The sequence below is a fragment of the Pseudomonas sp. W2Aug9 genome (assembly GCF_023127755.1).
Taxonomy (GTDB): domain Bacteria; phylum Pseudomonadota; class Gammaproteobacteria; order Pseudomonadales; family Pseudomonadaceae; genus Aquipseudomonas; species Aquipseudomonas synxantha_A.
This window is the reverse complement of sequence record NZ_SPKL01000035.1, coordinates 281,134-297,087: the sequence shown is the minus strand read 5'-3', so window position 1 is coordinate 297,087 and position 15,954 is coordinate 281,134. Positions and strand designations below refer to the sequence as shown.

Sequence of the window (15,954 nt, the reverse complement as noted above, 5' to 3'; positions counted from 1 at the left end):
CGCTGTGGTCGTGCCGTGCGGCGCAAAGCAGCCTGCGCAGATCAGTCACTACCCCCCACCTGTCAGTAGCACGCCGGTGTACGCAGTCGTATCACCGCCGGGCGTTGGCATTTCGGGCTGATCAGCTGTTTGCTGTTGCCCTGTGCCTGCCTGAAAAAAACCTACTGAAATTCAGTCCTTACTGAATCGGCTTTTTTGCCTGATAACAGGTGGTAACTCATGTCTGTTCTTTCGAAACAATCCGTGGCCGCGGCGGCCTCGACGAGCTTGTTTGTCTTGCTGTGGAGCAGCGGGGCGATCTTCTCCAAGTTGGGCCTGGCCCATGCTTCGCCCTTTGCCTTTCTGCTGATCCGCTTTGCCATCGCCCTGGTGGGGTTGGTGGTGCTGGTGCCGATCCTCAAGTTGAAGCTGCCACGTCCCGGCAAGCCCATGCTGTATGCGGCGGCGACGGGCATGGTGTTGTTGGGGGCCTACCAGATTTTCTATCTGCTGGCCCTGGACCTCAAAGTCACCCCCGGGGTGATGGCGACCATCATGGGCGTCCAGCCGATCCTCACCGTGGTGCTGATGGAGCGTCAGCGCTCGTTACGCCGGTTGTTCGGCCTGGGGTTGGGCCTGGCCGGGTTGATCATGGTGGTGTACCAGGGCATCGGGCTGGCGGGCATGTCCCTGGCCGGGATGCTGTTCGGGCTGCTGGCGCTGGCGAGCATGACGTTTGGCTCGATCATGCAAAAGCGCATCACCGACAACCCCTTGGGCACGTTGCCGTTGCAATACCTGGCCGGGATGCTGTTGTGTGCGGTGTTCGTGCCGTTCCAGCCCTTCCATTTCGAGCACAGTTGGGGCTTTTACCTGCCGGTGCTGTGGATGGGATTGGTGGTGTCAGTGCTGGCGACGCTGTTGCTGTATAGGCTGATCGCCCGCGGCAACCTGGTGAATGTCACCAGTTTGTTCTATCTGGTGCCAGCGGTGACGGCGGTAATGGACTACCTGATCTTCGGCAATCGCCTTGCGCTGTTAAGCGTGCTGGGAATGGCGTTGATCATCGTCGGCTTGGTGTTTGTATTCCGTAAACACTAAAACCTATCCCTGTAGGAGCAAAGCTTGCTGTGGCGAGCAAGCTTGCTTGCGCTGGGGGGCGAAGCACCCCCAGGAGCAAGGGCGCGCTCCTATAGTTTTTGCGGGCGCAGTACCAACCACAACGCCCCGGCAATCAGCACCCCGCCATACAGGTGAGCCATGGACAGCGGCTCATCCAACAGCAACGCCCCCCACAGCACGCCGAACGGCGGAATCATAAAGGTCACGGTCATCGACTTGACCGGGCCAATGGATGACAGCAGGCGGAAGTACAAAATGTAGGCGAACGCCGTACACACCAGCCCCAAGCCCAGCAGCGACGCCCACACCTGCCAGCCGCCCCAACTTGCCGGTGGATGGCTGATGGCGCTGTAGGCAAAGAGCGGCAATAGAAACAAGGTAGCGCCGAGCATACTGCCCAAGGCCGACAGGCGACTGTCCAGCCCGCCGCGCTGATCCAGCCAGCGTCGGGCCAGGAAACCGGCAAAACCGTAGCAGGTGGTCGCCAGCAGGCACGCCAGCGCGCCCATCAACAATTGCAGATCAAAGGCCACCGGCCCCGCGCGCGTGAGCACGGCGACGCCAAACAGCCCCAAGGCAACCCCCGCTATTTTTGACGGTGTCAGACGCTCGCTGAAAAACAACCCGCCAATCAGCACGCCCATCAGCGGCGTGGTGGCGTTGAAAATCGCCGAATAACCCGCCGGCAGTACCTGCGCTGCCACTGAATACATGGTCGCCGGAATCCCGGAGTTGATCACCCCCAACAGCAAAACGGTCTTGAACTTGCCCTGGAAATCCCAGCTCACGCGCAGCATCGCCAGAATCACCAGCAACCCGGCGGCGGCAATCGACACGCGGAAAAACGCAGTCGGCACTGTGCCGATTTCCGGCGCTATGATGCGCATGAACAGGAAACTCGCGCCCCAGATGGCAGCCAGTCCCAGCAAGTAGAGGGTGTCAACAGGTCTCACGGAAAACTCCTACGCCAATCAGGCGGGGAGTGTTGCCCAGTGCTCAGGCCGACACAATCGCTAAGTACGGCCGCCCCTTGAAAATCCTCCTTCTCCTGCCAGCGTTCACTGGCTAAGCTCTGAGCTTCCCGCTACCCGTTCGAGGTTTCCCGCATGTCGCAGCCCGCCCTTGCTATCGCCCGGATGATCCTCGACGGTTTCGACGATTACCGTGAGCACTTTCGCCAGATCACCGATGGGGCCCGCGAGCGTTTCGAGAAGGCCCAGTGGCAGCAAGGGCAGGCGGCGTCTGCGGCACGCATCAACCTGTATGAAGAGAAAGTTGCCGAGGTCACTGCCCGCCTGCGCGCCGGTTTCGAAGCGAGTGCGTTGCAGGACATCGAGCTGTGGCCCCTGGTGAAAAGCGCTTATATCGGCCTGATCGACCTGCGCTTTGACGATGAATTGTCCGAGACCTGGTACAACTCGATCTTCTGCGGCCTGTTCAGCCATGACCTGATCAGCGACGGCTGCATGTTCATCCACACCACCCGGCCGAGCCTGCGCCGGGCGCGGGCGGCGCAGACCCGGGTCTACACGCCGGCCGGTAAAATATCAGACATGCTGGCGCAGATTTTCTCTGACTACAGCTTCAGCGAGCCTTACGCCGACCTTCCTGCCGACCTGCGTCGCCTCCAAGCCCAGCTGCGGGAAAACCTGCCGGATTGGGTGTGCAAGGACCCGGACCTCAAGGTCGAGCTGTTTTCCTCCGTGCTCTACCGCAACAAAGGCGCCTATCTCGTAGGGCGCATTTATACCCGCGACGAACAGTGGCCGTTGGTCATCCCGTTGCTGCACCGCGAAGGGCGCGGCATCCAGATCGATGCGTTGATCACCGACGAAGCCGACGTGTCGATCATCTTTTCGTTCACCCGCTCCTATTTCATGGTCGACGTACCGGTGCCTGCCGAATTCATCGGTTTTCTCAAGCGCATCCTGCCGGGCAAGCACATTGCCGAGCTGTACACCTCCATTGGTTTCTACAAGCACGGCAAGTCCGAATTCTACCGCGCACTCATCAACCACCTGGCCACCACCGACGACCAGTTCATCATGGCCCCCGGCGTGCGCGGCATGGTCATGAGCGTGTTCACGCTGCCGGGATTCAACACCGTGTTCAAGATCATCAAGGACCGTTTTTCACCGTCGAAAAACGTCAACCGCGCCACGGTGATCGAGAAGTACCGGCTGGTTAAGAGTGTCGACCGGGTAGGGCGCATGGCTGACACCCAGGAATTCGCCGACTTTCGTTTCCCCTTGAGCAAGTTCGAGCCCGAGTGCCTGGCCGAGCTGCTGGAAGTCGCGGCCGGCACGGTCGAAGTGGAAGGCGACAGCGTGCTGATCCGCCACTGCTGGACCGAGCGGCGCATGACCCCGCTCAACCTCTACCTCGACAACGCCAATCCCGCCCAGGTGCGCGAAGCCCTGGAAGACTACGGCCTGGCAATCAAGCAACTGGCGGCGGCGAATATCTTCCCCGGCGACATGCTGCTGAAAAACTTCGGCGTCACCCGTCATGGCCGCGTGGTGTTCTACGACTACGATGAAATCTGCTTTCTGACCGAAGCCAACTTCCGCCATATTCCCGCACCGCGCACCCCCGAGGACGAAATGGCCTCAGAGCCCTGGTACTCAATCGGCCCGCTGGACGTATTCCCCGAAGAGTTCCCGCCGTTCCTGTTTGCCGACGCTGGCCAGCGCAAGTTGTTCGACGAGCTGCATGGCGAGCTGTACAACGCCGATTACTGGAAGGGCCTGCAGGACGCGATTCGCGCCGGCAAGGTTATCGACGTATTCCCCTATCGCCGAAAAGACCCGCTATAACGCTTTCTCTTGTGGGAGGGGGCTTGCTCCCGATGACGGTGAATCAGTCAACACCTTCATTGGCTGACCCACCTTCATCGGGAGCAAGCCCCCTCCCACATGTTTGACCTGCCAGATAAGTCGATTTTCTGCCACACTTGCCGGCCGCGCATAACATAGATGACCGTCGAAGTAGCTGATGACTGACCAAGCACCCACCATCGACCAACTGCTCAAAACCCTCGACCACGCCATGCTCGCCGACCGCCACCGCTTGCGCCGGCAGTTGCTTGAGCTGCGCAAGAAACCCGATGAGGACAAGCTGGCGCAGTGGGTGGCGCGGATGCAGGCATCCTGTGCCCAGGTCACGGCGCGGCGCGCCAGCCTGCCGGTGATTCGCTACGACGACAGCCTGCCGATTGCCGCCAAGCGCGATGAGATCAAGGACGCGCTGCTCAAACACCAGGTGTTGATCATTGCCGGCGAGACCGGCTCGGGCAAGACCACCCAGTTGCCGAAAATCTGCCTGGAAATCGGCCGCGGCCAGTACGGCCTGATCGGCCACACCCAGCCGCGCCGGATCGCAGCGCGCAGCGTCGCCAGCCGTGTCGCTGAAGAGCTGGCCACGCCATTGGGCGCCTTGGTCGGCTATCAGGTGCGTTTCGAAGACCAGAGTGATTCCAACACCCTGATCAAACTGATGACCGACGGCATCCTGCTGGCCGAAACCCAGAACGACCGTTATCTGGAACGCTACGACACGATCATCGTCGACGAAGCCCATGAACGCAGCCTGAACATCGACTTCCTGCTCGGCTACCTCAAGACCCTGCTGCCGCGTCGCCCTGACCTGAAAGTCATCATCACCTCGGCGACCATCGACCTGGAGCGCTTTTCCAAGCACTTCGACGATGCGCCGATTGTCGAGGTCTCGGGCCGTACTTTCCCGGTGGACACCTGGTATCGCCCACTGACCCTGGAACAGGACGAAGAGGGCAACCGCGTCGAGGATGACTTGACCGTCGACCAGGCGATCCTCGCCACCCTCGATGAAATCGCCGCCTATGAGCGCAGCGAGCGACGCAGCCCCGGCGATGTGCTGGTGTTTCTGCCCGGAGAGCGCGAGATTCGTGATGCCGCCGACATGCTGCGCAAGGCCCAGCTCAAGCACACCGAGATTTTGCCGTTGTACGCACGGCTGTCACCGGCCGAGCAACAGCGCATTTTCCAATCCCACCCAGGCCGGCGCGTGGTACTGGCGACCAACGTTGCGGAAACCTCGCTGACGGTGCCGGGCATTCGCTATGTGATCGACAGCGGCACGGCGCGCATCAGCCGCTACAGCTACCGCGCCAAGGTGCAGCGCCTGCCGATCGAGGCGATCTCCCAGGCCAGCGCCAACCAGCGTAAAGGCCGTTGCGGCCGGGTTGAGCCGGGCATTTGCGTGCGCCTGTACAGCGAAGAAGATTTTATCGGGCGCCCGGAATTCACCGACCCGGAAATCCTGCGTACCAACCTCGCCGCCGTAATCCTGCAGATGCTGCACCTGCGCCTGGGCGAAATCACCGATTTCCCGTTTATCGAACCGCCAGATGGCAAGGCGATCAGCGACGGTTTCAACCTGCTGCAGGAACTCTCGGCGGTGGACCGTAACAGCCAGCTCACGCCGTTGGGCCGCCAGCTTGCACGCTTGCCGGTGGACCCGCGCATGGGCCGCATGTTGCTCGAAGCGGCCAAGCTGGGCAGCTTGCAGGAAGTGTTGATCGTGGCCAGCGCCATGTCTATCCAGGACCCGCGCGAGCGGCCACCGGAGCGTCAACAAGCCGCCGACCAGGCCCACGCTCAGTGGAAAGATCCGGATTCGGACTTCGCCGGGCTGGTCAACCTGTGGCGTGGCTTTGAAGAGCAGCGCCAGGAACTGACCGCCAGCCCGCTGCGCAACTGGTGTCGCAAGAACTTCCTCAACTACCTGCGCCTGCGCGAGTGGCGCGACTCCCATCGCCAGTTGAGCCTGATCTGCCGCGACATGCAGCTGAACATCAATAAAGAGCCTGCGGACTTCCCCAAACTGCACAAGGCGGTGCTGTCCGGCCTGCTCAGCCAGATCGGCCAGAAGACCGAAGACGGCGATTACCTCGGTGCGCGGCAGCGGCGTTTCTGGATCCACCCCTCGTCCGGTATCGGCAAGAAGCGCCCGCAATGGCTGATGACTGCCGAGCTGGTGGAAACCACCAAGCTCTATGCGCGCATGGTGGCGAAGATCGATGCCGACTGGATCGAGCCGCTGGCCGGGCACCTGATCAAGAAAAACCACTTCGAGCCCCATTGGGAGAAGAAGCGCGGCCAGGTGGTGGCGTTTGAGCAGATCACCCTGTTCGGGCTGATTGTGGTCGGGCGCCGGCCGGTGCATTACGGGCCGATTGACCCGGTGGTGTCTCGCGAGTTGTTTATTCGTGAGGGCCTGGTACGCGGCGAGATTCAGTCCCGGGCCAAGTGTCTGACGGCTAACCAGCAACTGCTGGAGCAACTTGACGAACTGGAAGCCAAGGCGCGCCGTCGCGACATCCTCGCCGACGAAGAAACCCTCTACGCGTTCTACGATGCGCGCCTGCCAGCGGAGATTCACCAGACCGCCACGTTCGACAGCTGGTACAAGGTCAACAGCCAGAAAGACCCGCAACTGCTGATCATGCGCGAAGAAGATGTGCTGGCCCGCGAGGCCAGTGAGGTTACCGCTGCGCATTATCCGGACACCTTGCACCTGGGTGACCTGGCGTTGGCCTTGAGCTACCACTTCGAACCCAACCACCCTCGCGATGGCGTCACCCTGCGTGTACCTGCGCCGTTGCTGCCGGCGTTGCCGGCCGAGCGCCTGGAGTGGCTGGTGCCGGGCGTGATCGAAGCCAAATGCATCGCGTTGGTACGCAACCTGCCCAAGGCATTGCGCAAGAACTTCGTGCCGGTGCCGGACTTCGTCAAGGCGGCGCTGCAACGCATCGAATTCGGCCAGGGCTCGCTGCCCCAGGCGCTGGGGCGCGAGTTGCTGCGCATGACCGGTGCGCGGGTCAGCGATGAAGCCTGGGCTGAAGCGGCGCAGCAGGTAGAAAGCCACCTGAAGATGAACCTGGAAGTGGTCGACGGCCAAGGCAAGTTCCTTGGCGAAGGTCGCGACCTGGCCGAACTGACCGCACGTTTTGCAGAGGCCAGCCAGGCCGCGTTGGCCGTACCGCAAACCGCGAAAAGCCAACAGCCGGTAGAAGCCAAGGTGTTCGCGGCGGTGGCTGAAAAGACCCAGCAAAACATCGCCGGCCTGTCGATGACGGTGTACCCGGCGCTGGTGGAAGAGAACGGCACGGTCAAGGAAGGGCGTTTCTCCACCGCCGCCGAAGCCGAGTTCCAGCATCGCCGCGCGTTGCAGCGCCTGCTGATGCAACAACTGGCGGAACCGGCGAAATTCCTGCGCGGCAAATTGCCGGGCCTGACCGAGCTGGGCTTGATGTACCGCGAACTGGGGCGTATCGACGCGTTGGTGGAAGACATTCTGCTGGCCAGCCTCGACACCTGTGTACTTGAGGGCGAAGACAGCCTGCCGCGTGATGGCGCGGGCCTGGCTGCCCTGGCCGAGCGCAAGCGTGGCGGTTGGACCGAACACGCCGAGCGCCTGGCACGCCTGACCCTGGAGGTGCTGAAACTCTGGCACGGCCTGCAAAAGCGCTTCAAAGGCAAGATCGACCTGGCCCAGGCGGTGGCCTTGAATGATATCAAGCAGCAACTGAGCAACCTGGTGTACCCAGGTTTTGTGCGCGAAACCCCGGCGCAATGGTTCAAGGAGCTGCCGCGCTATCTCAAGGCTATTGAACTGCGCCTGGAAAAACTGCCGAGCCAGGTGCAAAAGGACCGCGTGTGGAGCAGCGAATTGGGCGGCCTGTGGGCTCAATACCAGAACCGCTTGAACAAACACGCCCAGGAAGGCAAGCGTGACCCACAGTTGGAGCTGTACCGCTGGTGGCTGGAGGAATACCGGGTGTCGTTGTTTGCCCAGCAGTTGGGCACCAAGGTACCGATTTCCGATAAACGCTTGAGCAAGCAGTGGAGCCAGGTAGAGCCCTGAACCTTTCCCGGTTTCCCGATCCGGGCAGGGCCAAATGTGGGAGGGAGCAAGTCGAATCGTCGCACCGCCCCTCCCACATTCAAGGTGTTTGTCTGGCCTATAGCGCCAAATCTCCAGGGTTGTGGCAAACTTCGCGGTTACAAGATTGAATAAAGCGTCGCCAGTTTGATGCCTGCTGGACGGAATCAAACGACTTTAAGTTTGGTACGACGGTACCAATATCTTCTGCCTGACAGATTTAGAGGAACGACCGTGCATAACGTCGTCATCAGCGGCACTGGCCTGTACACCCCGGCCAACAGCATCTCCAACGAAGAGCTGGTGCAGTCTTTCAATGCCTATGTGCAACAGTTCAACGCAGACAACGCCGCCGCCATCGAGCGTGGCGAGGTGCAGGCGCTGACGGAGTCGAGCGCGGCATTCATCGAAAAGGCATCCGGCATCAAGAGCCGTTTTGTGATGGACAAGGACGGCATCCTCGATCCGCAGCGCATGGCGCCACGCCTGCCCGAGCGTAGCAACGACGAATGGTCGGTGCTCTGCCAGATGGCGGTCGGTGCCGCCGAACAAGCCCTGCAACGCGCCGGCAAGACCGCCGCCGACATTGATGGCGTGATCGTTGCCTGTTCCAACCTGCAACGTGCCTACCCGGCGATTGCCATTGAAGTCCAGGAAGCCTTGGGTATCCAGGGCTTCGGTTTTGACATGAACGTGGCGTGTTCTTCGGCCACCTTCGGCATCCAGAACGCGGCCAACAGCATCCAGTTGGGCCAGGCCCGGGCGATCCTGATGGTCAACCCGGAAGTCTGCACCGGCCACCTGAACTTCCGCGATCGCGACAGCCACTTCATCTTCGGTGACGCCGCCACTGCGGTGATCCTGGAACGCGCTGACCTGGCGACGTCCGAGCACCAGTTCGATGTGGTGAGTACAAAGCTGCTGACCAAGTTCTCCAACAACATCCGCAACAATTTCGGCTTCCTCAACCGCACGGCGGAAGAAGGTGTCGGTGCCCCCGACAAGCTGTTCGTGCAGGAAGGCCGCAAGGTGTTTCGCGATGTCTGCCCGATGGTGGCCGAATTGATCGGCGCGCACCTGGCGGAAAATCAGTTGAGTGTGACCGATGTGAAGCGCTTCTGGCTGCACCAGGCCAACCTGAGCATGAACCACCTGATCGTGAAAAAGCTGCTGGGGCGCGACGCGTCGGTGGAAGAAGCGCCAGTGATCCTCGATACTTACGCCAATACCAGCTCGGCCGGCTCGGTGATTGCGTTTCACACTTACCAGGATGACTTGCCCAAGGGCTCGGTTGCCGTACTCAGCTCCTTTGGCGCCGGGTATTCGATTGGCAGTGTGATCCTGCGCAAACGCTGATTGTGTGGGAGCTGGCTTGCCTGCGATGGCATCACTGTGGTGTGACTGATACACCGAGGTGTCTGCATCGCAGGCAAGCCAGCTCCCACAGGACCGGGTGTGCACTTTTAAATAGAGGTTTGAATGGCAGCAGCGGACGACGCGCACCTGCTTGAACGCCTGCTCAAGGGTGAGCAGCGGGCCTACAAGGAATTGGTCACCACTTACCAGAGCGCAATGCGGGCGGTGGCCTACGCCATCGTCGGTCAGCGCCACGCCGACGAAATCGTGCAAGACGCCTGGGTTTCGGTCGTACGCAACCTGGCCAGATTCGAAGGGCGATCGAGCCTCAAGACATGGTTATTGACCATTACCGCCAACGCCGCCAAGGGACGTTACAAACAGAATCGTCGGGAAGTGCTGCTCGACGATTTGCCTTCGCCCCACGGCACCATTGGTGATGATCGCTTCAGCCCGGATGATGGCCATTGGGCTGTCGCCCCGTATGCCTGGCACCAGGACACCCCTGAAGCGCTGCTGACCGAAGATGAACTGCGCAAATGCCTGGAGCATACGATTCTGAGTTTGTCCGAACTGCAAAGCAGCGTGCTGGTGTTGCGTGAACGCCAGGGTCTGGAACTGGAGGAAATCTGTAATCTTCTGAGCCTTTCGCTCTCCAACGTTCGTGTGCTCCTGCATCGAGCACGGCTTAAAGTCTTTGCTACGGTGGAGCATTTTGAGGAGACGGGCGAATGTTGACCTGTAAAGAGCAAGTAGCGCGCTCCAGTGACTATCTGGATGGTCAATTGACCTTCCGTGAACGTCTGATGGTGCGTCATCACTTGATGTTCTGCCCGAACTGCCGACGGTTTATCCGGCAGATGCGCCTGTTGCAGGCGACGCTCAAGCGTATGCCGCAGGAGCCGGTGGACGGTGCTGATGCGCTGGCTGAACAGATGGCAGCCGAGCGCCGTAAGGATATGTAAGAGCGAGCTCACCAAGCTCGCTCCTACAGTAACGCTTAGAACTTGGCTTCAGCATCCAGCTGCAGGGTGTTGGTGTTGGCATCCCGCTGGGTACGGCTGGCGTAGTCCGCCTTGGTCAGGAAGTAGGTGGCGCCCAGGGCGAAGTTCTTGTCGATGTCGTAGCTGACCTTCATCTTGTGGCCGCGCGAACCGGTGGTACCGTTGGCGAAGTCCGAATCGGTGAACGCGCCTACGACGGCATTACGCTGAACATCGCGGTAGTTGTAGTCCAGGTTGAAACCGAACACCTTGGACTTGGCACCCAGCAACCACGCGGTGTCCTGGTCGGTCACGGCATCGTTGTTTTTCACGTATTGGCCGTAGAACGACAGTGGCACTGCCAAGCCGCCGATGTCTGCCTGGGCAAAGCCTTCGTACAGGCGGAACTCGTTGTTGGCTGAGTTGCCGTTGACCGCCAACGCGCAAGGTGTGGTAGTGGTTGTGCAGCGGCTGTCCTCGTCATTTTTGTAGGCGTAGACGCTGCCGCCCAGGGTCATTTTCAGGTTGTCGGTGACCGAGAAACGCGTACCCAACTGGCCGGACGTCAGGCGCAGGTCGTGGCGGAACTGCACGCCGTCGCCGTCGACGTTGTCCTTGAGGTTGTAGTTACCCAGGCTGCCGAACAGTTCGGCGCTGCTGCCCAGTGGGTATTTGTAGGTGACGGCCAGGCCTTCAGGGTTGATATCGCTATCCCAGATCACGTCGCCCATGTTTACCCAAGGCTGAAGCATCTTGCCGCCGATCACGTGCAGGTTCTTGATCTGGTCCGGGTGGTAGTCGATGTAACCGAGGTCCAGCCAGATCGATTTTTTATCGAAGTAGCCGTCCTGATCCTGGTTGGTAGAACGCGCATCGTCACCACCGCCGGTGGCGATACGGATACCGGTGTCCACCTGCGGGTTGATTTCGGTGTAGGCACCCAGGCGGGCGCGGATACGTTGACGGTCTTTGTCACGCCCACCGTTGTTGGGTTCGCCATCGATCTTGATGGTTTCCTGGCGGAAGCGTACATCACCCTTGAATTGAGTCTTGGCGGCCCAGGCCAGCTTTTGGTCGAAGCTGCTCAGCTCGTTGGTTTTTTTCGCAGTGGCTGCGATCTGCTCGTTGGTCTCTTGCTGAGCTTGGCGTGCGATCTGCTGTTCTTTCTGGTCCTTGGCCAGTTCCGCTTGCAGTTCTGTGTACTGCGACGCGGTGATCTGGCCGTTGGCCTTGAGCATGTCGAGCAATTTAGCGTCGACTGCAGCGCTGGCCGGTACGCTCAGGGCCAGCAACAGGCCGCCACACAGGAGCGCCGCAGTTTTAGTGGAAGCAAGACGCATATCAATCTCCGAAAGTGAGGAGGGATGGCAAACCATCCAGGACACAACCGACCCATGACGGACGGAAAAAATGTCGCCCGGTAGATCCGGACGCTCTAAAAACTGGCGTCAGTATCGCGGCCGTTTATGACGGAGTAGTGGCTAAGTGATTTCATGTAGATGACAGCTTGTAACGGGAAGGAACTAACGCTTGGGCGTTCTGTCGGCGCGTTTTGCAGATGTACGCCAGGCTGCGATAAGCGATACTGCCCAGGCTTTCATGCCGCGAAACAATGAGGATGTCGATGCCACTGCAACGCCTGGACAGCCTGTCCGCAATCGCTGCTCACACTTGGGATGCCCTGGTGCCGCAGGCCCAGCCTTTTGTGCGGCATGGGTTTTTGAGCGCGCTGGAAGACAGCGCCAGCCTGGGCCCGCAAACAGGCTGGCAGCCGGAACATCTGCTGCATTGGGAAGGCCCCCGTTTGGTGGCGGCATTACCCAGTTACCGCAAGTGGCACTCTTATGGCGAGTACGTGTTCGACCATGGCTGGGCCGACGCCTGCGAGCGTGCCGGCATTGATTACTACCCGAAGCTGCTGACAGCCGTGCCGTTCAGTCCGGTCAGCGGGCCGCGTTTATTGGCCGCCAGTGCCGAAGACGGCTTTGAGTTGCTCAAAAGTTTGCCGGGTTACCTGGAAATCGAAGGGCTCTCCAGCGCCCATATCAATTTCACCGACGCTTTGGCCGACGACGCCTTGGCCCGGCAGCCCGACTGGATGCAACGCCTGGGCTGCCAGTTTCATTGGCAGAACCGTGGCTATCGCGACTTCCAGGACTTCCTTGATGCCTTGAGTTCACGCAAGCGCAAGCAGATGCGCAAAGAGCGTGAACAAGTGGCCGGGCAGGGCATCGAGTTCGAGTGGCTGCAAGGTCATCAATTGAGCGAGGCCCAATGGGATTTTGTTTATGCCTGCTATGCCAACACCTATGCGGTGCGCCGCCAAGCGCCCTATCTGACACGGGCGTTTTTCAGCCTGTTGGCCGAACGTATGCCCGAGGCGATCCGCGTGGTGCTGGCCAAGCAAGGCCCGCGTCCGGTGGCCATGGCGTTCAGCTTGATCGGTGGCGACAGCTTCTACGGCCGCTACTGGGGCTGCCTGGGGGAGTTCGACCGGCTGCATTTCGAAACCTGTTTCTACCAGGGCATGGACTACGCCATCGCCCACGGCCTGCAACGCTTCGATGCGGGGGCCCAGGGCGAGCACAAATTGATTCGCGGGTTTGAGCCGGTGATCACGCGGTCCTGGCACTACCTGCGCCATCCGGGGCTCAAGAGTGCCGTGCACGACTTTCTTGAACGTGAACGGGTGGGGATTCTGGCGTATGCCGAAGAGGCGAGGGCGGCTTTGCCTTATCGGCAACCTGACAGCAAGTGAAACACCTTGTAGGAGCGAGCTTGCTCGCGAAGAACGCTTAGGCGAAGCGGGCTGCATCTGGAAGCCTGCGTCATCGTTGACGTTTTTCGCGAGCAAGCTCGCTCCTAGAGGGGTTTGGTCAGGCAGGCTTTTCTGCGCCCAACCATCGGTACGTAATGCCACCGATCACCGCGCCCAGGATCGGCGCAAGCCAGAACAGCCACAACTGTTCGAGCGCCCAGCCGCCGACAATCAACGCGGGCCCCGTGCTGCGGGCCGGGTTGACCGAGGTGTTGGTGACCGGGATCGAGATCAGGTGGATCAGCGTCAGCCCCAGGCCAATGGCGATGGGGGCAAAGCCCGCGGGGGCACGGCGGTCGGTAGCGCCCAGGATGATCAGCACGAACATCGCCGTCATCACCAGCTCACAGACCAATCCTGCTGCCATCGAGTAACCACCGGGTGAGTGTTCTCCATAGCCGTTGGAGGCCAGGCCACTCGCCAGTTCAAAGCCGGGTTTGCCGCTGGCAATAAAGTACAGCAGCGCAGCGGCGATGGTGGCACCGATCACCTGAGACACGATGTAGGCTGGCAACTCTCTGGCCGGAAATCTTCCGCCCACTACCAGCCCCACCGAAACGGCCGGGTTGAGGTGACAGCCGCTGATGTGCCCGATGGCAAACGCCATGGTCAGCACTGTGAGCCCGAAGGCCAGGGCCACGCCGAGCAGGCCGATTCCGACATTGGGGAACGCTGCGGCCAGCACCGCACTCCCGCAACCGCCCAACACCAGCCAAAACGTACCCAGCCCTTCCGTTACGGAACGTTTGAACAGTGACATGAACACTTCCTTAGATTGCTCTATCTGATTAACGGTCTGTGAAGCTTCCCTGCCGCCTAAATCAGGGCCCTCCTGGGGCCTGATTGCAGTACAGCAGGATTGTGTCGCAAGACCAGTTCGATAGAGAAAACTGTCAGAATTGTTCGGAATTGCCCGGGCACCTATCCAATGAAATCAGTCTATTCCGACGAATCCACCGGTCTGGTGCTGCCATAACCGCGAATAAAGCCCGCCCTGCGCCAGCAACTCGGCATGGCTGCCGCTTTCGGCAATCTGGCCTTTCTCCAGCACTACCAAGCGGTCCATTCGTGCGATGGTCGACAACCGGTGGGCGATCGCAATCACGGTCTTGCCCTGCATCAGAGTTTCCAGGCTCTCCTGGATTGCCGCTTCCACTTCCGAGTCCAATGCCGAGGTGGCTTCGTCCATGATCAGGATCGGTGCGTCCTTGAGCAGCACGCGGGCGATGGCGATACGTTGACGTTGACCGCCAGAGAGTTTCACCCCGCGCTCACCAACATGGGCGTCCAGCCCGGTGCGGCCCTCGGAATCCGACAACAGCGGGATGAACTCATCGGCGCGAGCCTTGTGCACCGCAGCCCAGAGTTCTTCCTCAGTTGCGTCGGGCTTGCCATACAGCAGGTTGTCACGGATCGAACGGTGCAGAAGCGATGTGTCCTGGGTGATCATGCCGATCTGTGCACGCAGGCTTTCCTGGGCCACTTCGGCGATGTTCTGGCCGTCGATCAGGATGCGGCCGCCTTGCAGGTCGTAGAGGCGCAGCAGCAGGTTGACCAGGGTCGACTTGCCCGCGCCGGACGGGCCGATCAAACCGATCTTTTCCCCGGCCTTGATGTTGAGGTTGAGGCCGCCAATGATCCCGCTCTTCTTGCCGTAGTGGAAATCCACCTGCTCAAAGTGCACTTGGGCATTGGGGACTTTCAGGCGCGGGGCGTTTTCACGGTCGGTCACGGCCAGTGGCTGGGCGATGGTTTTCAGGCCGTCCTGCACGATGCCGATATTTTCGAAGATGCCATTGACCACCCACATGATCCAACCGGACATGTTGACGATGCGGATAACCAAGCCAGTGGCCAAGGCAATCGCACCGACGGAAATCAGCGACTGCGTCCACAACCACAGGGCCAGGCCGGTGGTGGTCACAATCAGCAGGCCGTTCAAGATACAGATCACGGTGTCCATGCTGGTGAGCACACGGGCGGCCAGTTGGGTTTTTTCGGTCTGCTCGATGATCGCTTGCTTGGCGTATTCCTGTTCATTCTGCGTATGGGCGAACAGTTTCAAGGTGGTGATATTGGTATAGCCGTCGACAATTCGGCCCATCAATTTGGAGCGCGCCTCCGAGGAAATCACCGAGCGCTCCTTCACGCGCGGTACGAAGTAACGCAGGGCCAGGCTGTAGCAGATGATCCAGGTGATCAGCGGGATCATCAGCCGCCAGTCGGCCTCGGCAAACAGCACCAGGGCACTGATGGCATAGATCGACACGTGCCAGATGGCTTCTGCCGTCGCCACTGCCGAATCACGCAAGGAGTTGCCGGTTTGCATGATCCGCTGGGCGATGCGCCCGGCGAAATCGTTCTGGAAAAAGTTCAGGCTCTGCTTGAGCACGTAGCTGTGGTTCTGCCAGCGAATCAGGCTGGTCATGCCTGGGTTGATGGTCTGGTGCACCAGCAAGTCATGCAGGCCGTTGAAAACCGGGCGCAGCAGCAGGGCGACCACGGCCATCCAGATCAGCTCGGCGCTGTGGATCTGGAAGAAATTCGCCGGTGGTGTGCCCTGGGCCAGGTCGATGATGCGGCTCAGATAGCTGAACAGCGCCACTTCGATAAGCGCACCGACCAGCCCCACCACCAACAGTGCGGCGAAGCAGGGCCAGACCTGGCGCAGGTAATAGAGATAGAAGGGCAGGACTTTTTCGGGAGGGGCCGCGCTGGGAGCGTCGCGGAAAATATCGATCAGTTGTTCAAAGCGACGATAGAGCATTGGGT

11 protein-coding genes are annotated in these 15,954 nt (G+C 60.3%); 7 read left to right on the top strand and 4 right to left on the bottom strand.

Annotation, left to right across the window (positions count from 1 at the left end; translation table 11 throughout):
* Nucleotides 1-219 precede the first annotated feature (219 nt).
* Nucleotides 220-1,080, top strand: coding sequence for a DMT family transporter (locus E3O56_RS22085; protein WP_248128983.1), 861 nt, complete (start codon nucleotides 220-222; stop codon nucleotides 1,078-1,080).
* An 89-nt stretch (nucleotides 1,081-1,169) separates the two neighbouring features.
* On the opposite strand, the gene E3O56_RS22080 is transcribed toward E3O56_RS22085, so the two are convergent.
* Nucleotides 1,170-2,054 (bottom strand): DMT family transporter, encoded by an 885-nt coding sequence (locus E3O56_RS22080; protein WP_032879973.1) that lies wholly within the window; start codon nucleotides 2,052-2,054, stop codon nucleotides 1,170-1,172.
* A 153-nt stretch (nucleotides 2,055-2,207) separates the two neighbouring features.
* Here E3O56_RS22080 and aceK point away from each other — a divergent pair, with 153 nt between their 5' ends.
* From aceK to E3O56_RS22055, 5 genes are all read left to right on the top strand, one after another.
* Nucleotides 2,208-3,917 (top strand): bifunctional isocitrate dehydrogenase kinase/phosphatase, encoded by a 1,710-nt coding sequence (gene aceK / locus E3O56_RS22075; protein WP_248128982.1) that lies wholly within the window; start codon nucleotides 2,208-2,210, stop codon nucleotides 3,915-3,917.
* Nucleotides 3,918-4,095: 178 nt separating this feature from the next.
* Complete coding sequence (gene hrpA, locus E3O56_RS22070; RefSeq protein ID WP_248128981.1) at nucleotides 4,096-8,007, top strand: ATP-dependent RNA helicase HrpA; 3,912 nt, start codon at nucleotides 4,096-4,098, stop codon at nucleotides 8,005-8,007.
* Nucleotides 8,008-8,259: 252 nt separating this feature from the next.
* Nucleotides 8,260-9,381 (top strand): beta-ketoacyl-ACP synthase III, encoded by a 1,122-nt coding sequence (locus E3O56_RS22065; protein WP_005790250.1) that lies wholly within the window; start codon nucleotides 8,260-8,262, stop codon nucleotides 9,379-9,381.
* A gap of 123 nt (nucleotides 9,382-9,504) precedes the next feature.
* Nucleotides 9,505-10,119, top strand: a complete 615-nt coding sequence (locus E3O56_RS22060) for an RNA polymerase sigma factor (RefSeq protein WP_005790248.1) — start codon at nucleotides 9,505-9,507, stop codon at nucleotides 10,117-10,119.
* The gene (locus E3O56_RS22055) at nucleotides 10,113-10,346 is read left to right on the top strand and encodes a zf-HC2 domain-containing protein (protein ID WP_032879977.1); all 234 of its coding nucleotides are present in this window, start codon (nucleotides 10,113-10,115) and stop codon (nucleotides 10,344-10,346) included. The genes E3O56_RS22060 and E3O56_RS22055 overlap by 7 nt, the downstream gene beginning before the upstream one ends.
* Before the next feature lie 35 nt (nucleotides 10,347-10,381).
* On the opposite strand, the gene E3O56_RS22050 is transcribed toward E3O56_RS22055, so the two are convergent.
* On the bottom strand, nucleotides 10,382-11,704 hold the full coding sequence (locus E3O56_RS22050; RefSeq protein WP_005790244.1) for a putative porin: 1,323 nt from the start codon (nucleotides 11,702-11,704) through the stop codon (nucleotides 10,382-10,384).
* Nucleotides 11,705-11,988: 284 nt separating this feature from the next.
* Between E3O56_RS22050 and E3O56_RS22045 the strand changes: the two genes are divergently transcribed.
* Nucleotides 11,989-13,122 carry a GNAT family N-acetyltransferase gene (locus E3O56_RS22045; protein WP_103733650.1) on the top strand — a complete coding sequence of 378 codons (1,134 nt, stop codon included), beginning with the start codon at nucleotides 11,989-11,991 and terminating at the stop codon, nucleotides 13,120-13,122.
* 118 nt (nucleotides 13,123-13,240) lie between these two features.
* Here the strand turns inward: E3O56_RS22045 and aqpZ are convergent, their stop codons facing one another.
* Together aqpZ and E3O56_RS22035 are read right to left on the bottom strand one after the other, a co-directional pair.
* Nucleotides 13,241-13,942, bottom strand: coding sequence for an aquaporin Z (aqpZ, locus tag E3O56_RS22040; RefSeq protein WP_005790241.1), 702 nt, complete (start codon nucleotides 13,940-13,942; stop codon nucleotides 13,241-13,243).
* Between the two features lie 174 nt (nucleotides 13,943-14,116).
* On the bottom strand, nucleotides 14,117-15,949 hold the full coding sequence (locus E3O56_RS22035; RefSeq protein ID WP_032879980.1) for an ABC transporter ATP-binding protein: 1,833 nt from the start codon (nucleotides 15,947-15,949) through the stop codon (nucleotides 14,117-14,119).
* Nucleotides 15,950-15,954 lie beyond the last annotated feature (5 nt).